The organism is Streptomyces sp. NPDC006872, from assembly GCF_040635845.1.
Classification (GTDB): Bacteria; Actinomycetota; Actinomycetes; order Streptomycetales; family Streptomycetaceae; genus Streptomyces.
In genome coordinates, this window is record NZ_JBEYIL010000045.1 from 12667 (window position 1) to 19146 (window position 6480).

Consider the following 6480-nt stretch of genomic DNA (forward strand, 5'->3'; position numbering starts at 1 on the left):
GGCTGTCGTAACCAGGTGAGGGGTCGTATTCCGGAAGCGGGTTCACGTTGACCTTGGTAGGTGGTCCATCTGCGAGTGTAAGGCAGAGCCGGGGAGATTTCTCCCCCCTCCTTTGTCGATCACTCTGCCGGGTGGGCCGTGAACCGAAAGGTGAACGAGTGCCCACCCCGGCACAGACGAACAAGCCGAAGACGGAGGACCGCCCCCAGGGCCGTCCCGGACCGTCCATCCCCATGAGCAGTGGCTCATGGACGTACTCCATCGGCGCGGGCTCGTACCCGCGCGGCGTGTACCTCCAGCCCGGCCGGGAAGCTGACTCCCCCTGGATTCTGGTCGCGCCCCTCCCCTATGTCCTCGAAGTGGTGCTGCGGCGCGGCGGTGACCGGAAGATCACCGTTCGGCTCTTCCGTCTGTCCATCGACGCCGCCGGCACTTCCACGGTCCTGTGCGACCGTGACGGCCTGAAGGCTGGTGTCTGGATGGAACAGCTCGACTTCGGCTTCGCCCCGCTGGACGACAAGGTCGTCAAGGCCGCCGGTACAGCGATCAGCAAGCTGGCTGAGGACGCGCCGCGCGTCGAGGCCGTGCCCGGCTGGACGGCTGACGGCCTCCAGCTCCCGTCCGGCGACGTCGGCCCGCACGGCTACGGCGACACCTGCGGCACTGAGGCTGAGGCCCGGGGCGTGTGGAACCGCGTCGGCACGATCATGGGTCAGCCCGGCAACGAGAACGGCGCGCTCTACCTGGGTGTGGCGATCGGCGGGGTGTACCTGGCCCCGTTCAAGCTTCAGTGCTTCATCTGCCACTCCGGTGGCGGTTCGTCCGGCGGTAAGACGTCCGTGATCAAGATCTCTGCTGCCGCCTTCGGCCGGGTCGAGGACGTCAAGACGAACTGGAACCTGGCCAGGGTCGCGGCCAGCGAAGACCTGTTGCGCCTCGGGTGCCTGACCGCCTTCCGTGACGAGATCGGCATGGTCGGGCGGATGACGCCCCGTGAGGCCGAACAGATGATTTTCACCCTGACCGAGGGTGCCCAGCGCACCCGTGCTCGGCAGAAGGGCGGCGGCACGGATCGGACCATCCAGTACCGGGGCGTGATCATGTCGACCGGTAACGACTCCCTGCTCGGCATGGCGACCGAGCAGGAAGGCTTGAACGTCCGTGTGCTGGAGATGCCGTTCCTGCTGACCGCCGACGCGGAGACGTCGGACGAACTGACGGCGCTGTCCGAGATGGCGTACGGCTGGCCGCTGAAGTGGCTGCGGGCCACGGTCACTCTGGACGACGCATGGGCCGCGATCGCGAAGGCTCAGCGTGACCTGGCGGTTCACGAGACGACCGGGCCGGACGCCCGTATCGGCCGGAACATCGCCATCGGCGTGGCCGGGGCCGCTCTGTTCGAGCGGATCACCGGTGTCGAGGGTGCGCGGGCGAACGCGCTGAAGGCCGGTCGGAAGCTGTTCACGCAGCAGGTCAGCGAGATGCGCGAGACGTCGATGCGGCAGGGCGACAAGCTGATGGCCGTGCTTGCTGAGACCTTCGCGTCGAAGCCGTCGCTGTTCCCGACGAAGGCGACGTACACCAGCCCTGGCCTGGGTGCGAACTCCCTGGAGATCGTGTCTGAGGCGTACGGGTGCGTGTACGAAGAGGACGGCGAGAAGCGGATCGCCGTGTTCTCGAACAAGCTGAAGCAGATCACGGCGGCGGCCGACATCATCTCGCCGCGCACCGGTCTGCGGGACCTTCGGGAGGACGGGCGCCTGGTCCTCGAAGAGTCGAAGTCCCGGCAGGGCCTGACGAAGCGTGAGTGGCTGGGTGACGCGATCGGTGACGTCTACTGCTACGTGTTCCGGCGGGTGACGAAGCCGGAGATCGAGGACTTCGTCGCGGAGCCGTCCGAGGTCGTTGAGGAGATGCCGTTGCCTCCGATGCCGACGCTCGATGAGGCGCTGCGCCCCGCGGCTTCGACCGCCCCGGCCTCAGCTGAGACCGAAGCGCCGGCCGCTGGGTCCGACGACGCTGCCCCGGCCCTCGGTCAGCCGGTCTACGACGACCGGACGGACCGGGCCTGGGTCACCGTCGACTCCGTTCCGCCGCACATTCCCGTCCAGGGCACCCCGGCCCCGGTCGTCCAGGAGCAGCCGGAGCCGCGCACGGAAGGCACTGCAAGCACTGCACGCACTGAGGCCGCCCGGCCTCGGGTGCAGCGCTCGAAGGCCCCCGGCCTCAGCGTATGGTCCGCCTCGAACGGCTACCTGATGGAGGCCGCCGGGGCGTACACCGTGGCGATCGAGGGGGACGCCCTGACGTCCTTCCCTGCGCTGCTGGCGCTGCTGCGGTCGGTCGCGTCGACCGATGACGTCACGCTGGTGGTCGGCCCTGATCTGCGCGCGGCGTACGGGCTGGCTGACGAGTGCTGGCCCCGGGTGAAGGGGTCGGTGTGGGAGCGGCAGGGCCGCAAGGCCGACCGGGAGGCCGCTGCCGAGTTCCAGGTGCCCTGGCGGTCGCTGGTGGACGCGGGCTGGCATCAGCCGTTCAAGGCGGGCGAGCCGATGCACGTCATGCCGATGAGCGTTCTGCAGCACGCCGAACACCCGGGCATGACGCGGGTCCTGGTCTCTGAGTGGCTGACCGAGGGGACGTTCCCGCGCGACGTCGACGAGACCGAGCTGACGGGAGCTCCCGAGCTGGCGTACCGGCTGCACCGGTTCTCGGAGCTGACGGGCTGGACGTTCTCGGTCAGTGCCGCACGGACGGCACTGAACGCACTGAAGCTGATGCTGAAGTCCCCGACCGTGCGCCGCAAGCCGCGGTTCGTTGCCGAGTCGCACCGCTGGCCGTCGTACGACTACCTCAACACCTGGACGCGGGAGCTGACCGAGGGCGAGCGGGCGATGGCCCGGGTGCACGGCTTCGACGGGAACAAGAACTACCTCCCGGCCTACTCCGACGCCCTGGTGGCGGTGAACGACCTTGAGCGGGTGATGTACCCGGAGTTCAACCCGCGCATGGCCGGGCTGTGGCTCATCACCGTGCCGAACTGGGCTCACCCGCTGCTTCCCGCTCCGGTGCTGCACGCGGCTCCGGGTGAGAAGACCTGGGTGACCACGGCGATCGTGAAGCTGTACGCCGAGGCCGGGATCGAGGTCGAGATCCAGGAAGCCTGGGTTGCCGAGGGCACCCAGTACAAGGCGTTCCGGGACTTCAAGGACGTCTGCCAGCGGGCGTTCAAGGAGCTGGAGTCCGGCGCCCTGGACAACAGCCGTAAGCCGGTCGACCCCGAAGAGCGGGCCGTCTACAACGCGCTCAAGGGCACGTTCCGCACGCTGCACGGCAAGTTCCAGGACTCGACTCAGAAGACGATCGCGCGGCCGGACTGGGGTTGGGCGATCCGAGATGCGGCGTGGACCGGCATCCTGCGCAAGGCGTACAAGGCGGGCGGGATCATCCCTCTGTCGAAGGACAACCAGCCGACCGCCAACCCGCGCTTCCCCGTGAAGCTCGACCTGGACGAACTGATCTACCCGTCCGACGCGGCCACGCACGATCAGGACGTCCCGGCCGGGCTCGTGCTCGGTACCGGCCTGGGCCAGTTCAAGGCGAAGACGAACGTGACCGTTGACGAGTGGCTGGGGGCCTGAGATGCCGAGGGGCAGCGAAGAAGAGGGCGAAGAGAAGCTGCGGGACAAGCTGATCCGCAAGCTGACCGGACGTGCCCCCGGCGCGGTCGAGCGGGAGCAGAAGAAGAGTCTCCCGGACCGGCTGAAGTGGCTGGAGAAGAAGCACAAGGGCGACGACAAGGCCGCCGCGAAGGCCGCCGGCCTTTCGCTGACGACCTGGCGGCGGTGGCGGTCGGGGAAGCAGAAGCCGAAGGCCGACAGCATCGCGAAGCTGGACAAGGCGACCCGTGACGCGCTGGTTCCGAAGGGTCGGCGCAAGCGGATCAGTGACTCGACCGGCAAGGGTGAGCGGGGGAAGGCTCCGAAGCTGACCCAGGCTCCGCCGACCGGCGGGGCACAGATGAGCGCGTACATCACGATCAGCTCGGACTCCCGGCCCCGGGATCTCAACCTGGGTGGGAACCTCCCGCCGGGGCGGCTCGACCAGGTGGTGAACCAGTACATCGAGAAGGGTGAGGACGCGGCGATCGCAGAGCTGAAGAAGGCGATCGGGGAGTACCTGCACGTCGATCCCGACGACATCCACATCCACGATGTGACCGGGATCGACTGGGAGCCGATGCGGTACCCGAAGGAGTCCGACGGCAACACCGACGACCAGGGCGAGATCTTCTGACCCTGTCCCTGACAGCATGGAGGCCCCCGCCCGGAACAGGGCGGGGGCCTCAGTGCGTGCAGTGCTTGCAGTGGCTCCGTGGCCCTCTCAGGGGCTGTCACGCACCCTGTCGCGTGGCCTGTCACGTAGGCTGTCACGCTCCCCTTGTCGCACGCTCTGACCTGGGGAAACGGCCCGAACCCCCGTAGTTCGGCCCGACGTGACAGCCTGACGTGACAGTGCCGATCAGAGCTGTTCGGCGCGCTTGATCAGCTCGGCTCGTACCCGCTCCGCAAGCGTCTTGTCCTTCGTGTCCACCAGCAGCTCCCCGAGGATCCGGAGCACCGGGGCCAGCGCGACTTCGGGCAGGCCGGTGTCGACGGCCGCGCCGTTGCACCACCGCTTCAGCTCCGCGTGCTGCTTCGGCTTCAGGTCGAGGGTGACCCTGATCGGCTCGGTGCGCACCCGTGCCGTGGACGCGTCGGGTGCCTTCGGGACCTTCTTCGTCCGGTCCGCGGCGACCCCGTAGCGGTTACGGCGCGTGCCCGCCATCAGGACACCTCACCCGTGTAGGGGCGGGCCAGCAGTTCCTTCAGTACCCGCTCGTACGCCGTGCCCAGGGCGCGCACCCGGGTCCCGCCGCTCTGCCTGTACAGGCTGTCGTTGTGCGGGACTTGGGCCGTCAGGGTCTCGTACCCACGGCCCGCCAGGGCGTCCCGGACATCGGCGTCCGGCCCGTTCTTGGTCGGCTTCTTGGTGTTGGTGCGCGTCAGCAGGATCACCACGTCGGCGCGCGGCCGGCCTGCTCGCTCGCGCAGCTCCTGGGCGTCCTCCAGGAAGTCCCCCAGGACGTCCTTCCCGTTGTCGTGGTCGTCCGCGAACATGCGGTCGACCTCAACGACGGACGGGGCCAGGGGCATGATCCAGCGGTCCGCGTAGATCATGGCTCCCCGTGCGATCGCGGCGTGGTCCTCGATCTGCGGGGTGTCGATGATGACCGCGCCCCGGCCGTCCTCCAGGTCCGGCAGGGTCTTGTCGAGGCTGCGGCTCGTCTTGCTGACGACTGGGTACGGCATCCCTCCCGCCAGTTCGTCCCAGCGGTGGCAGGTCTGGCCCTTGTCCGCGTCGACCAGCAGCGGGGACAGGTTGCGCTCGTAGAGGGCCTGACCCAGGAAGATCCCGGACGTCGACCTGCCGACTCCGGGCTTGACGCTGATCAGCGCCCACCTGTGGATTCTCGTCATGGCACGGAAGGTACTGCACGCACTGAAGTTCAGTGCCCCCGCTGCACCGGCCATGACCCGATCGAGGGGCGCGGCCTGGTGGCCGGCACCCGCGGTTCCCTGCTCTGGCGTCCGCACGCCGTGACACAGATCCCCGGATGACACAGCCTGATCTGTGTCATCGGACCCCTGTTCTCCCAGGTGGACGCGATCCGTGCCGTGCGGCTGTGTCACTGTTCACGGCCCGGCCGTCCGGGAGCTCCCGTTCAGTTGGCGCGGGCCGTTCGTTCAGTTCGGCCTCTCCCGTTCAGTTCGGCGCTCGGTTCCCGTTCAGTTGCCGCGCGGAACTGAACGGTGATCGTTTCCCCAGGTCAGGGCCGGTTTTCGTGATCTGGCCGTTCAGTTCACCGTTCAGTTCGGCCCGCTCCCGTTCAGTTGGCCCCGCCAAACTGAACGGGAGTGTTTCCGCAGGTCAGACCCGGTTTTCGGGGGCCGTTCGTTCAGTTCGTTCAGTTTTCGCGCATGAGGACGGGCCTTCAGAAGGTTCACACCCGCCTCAGCCCGCACCCGGAGCCGGTCCCCGAGCGCGGCGCGGGCCGGACCGCGCTCCACACGATCCGGCCCGCTATCAGCGCTTTTCCACCCATCCTTACCGCTCTGTCCCGAATCCGTCCAGACTCAGCCGGGGTCGGTCCGGGGGGAGGTCGGCAGCGGTCAATCTGGACAGATAAAGCAGCGACCAGCCAGCGGGAGGCCGAATCGGGCCGTTTCTGATGAGCCGTCAGTTAGTCGTCACTCACCGCGTATGGTCGCGATCATGACAGGTTGCGGAAAGTAGTTGGGTTTAGAGTCTTGACAAATGCCGGGGGAGTTGTTCTAGATTGGGTGGCATGGAAATTGGTCTAGTAACTCAGAGTGCACGATCCGGGGGCAGGCTCGCCGTAGGCGAGACCTCCCGTCTCGTCAGCCGGTCCGGCCACAG

At 67.8% G+C, this 6480-nt stretch carries 4 protein-coding genes; 2 read left to right on the forward strand and 2 right to left on the reverse strand.

Annotated features, from left to right (window positions below):
* The first annotated feature begins 158 nt into the window (after positions 1–158).
* Positions 159–3641: a DUF927 domain-containing protein gene (locus ABZ725_RS52200; protein WP_358809421.1), complete on the forward strand. Its 3483-nt coding sequence runs from the start codon at positions 159–161 to the stop codon at positions 3639–3641.
* A 1-nt stretch (position 3642) separates the two neighbouring features.
* Positions 3643–4296, forward strand: a complete 654-nt coding sequence (locus ABZ725_RS52205) for a hypothetical protein (protein ID WP_358809422.1) — start codon at positions 3643–3645, stop codon at positions 4294–4296.
* Between the two features lie 225 nt (positions 4297–4521).
* Here ABZ725_RS52205 and ABZ725_RS52210 read toward each other — a convergent pair whose 3' ends face one another.
* The gene (locus tag ABZ725_RS52210) at positions 4522–4827 is read right to left on the reverse strand and encodes a hypothetical protein (RefSeq protein WP_358809423.1); all 306 of its coding nucleotides are present in this window, start codon (positions 4825–4827) and stop codon (positions 4522–4524) included.
* Positions 4827–5519, reverse strand: coding sequence for a hypothetical protein (locus ABZ725_RS52215; RefSeq protein WP_358809424.1), 693 nt, complete (start codon positions 5517–5519; stop codon positions 4827–4829). Before ABZ725_RS52215 ends, ABZ725_RS52210 begins: the two co-directional genes overlap by 1 nt.
* Positions 5520–6480 lie beyond the last annotated feature (961 nt).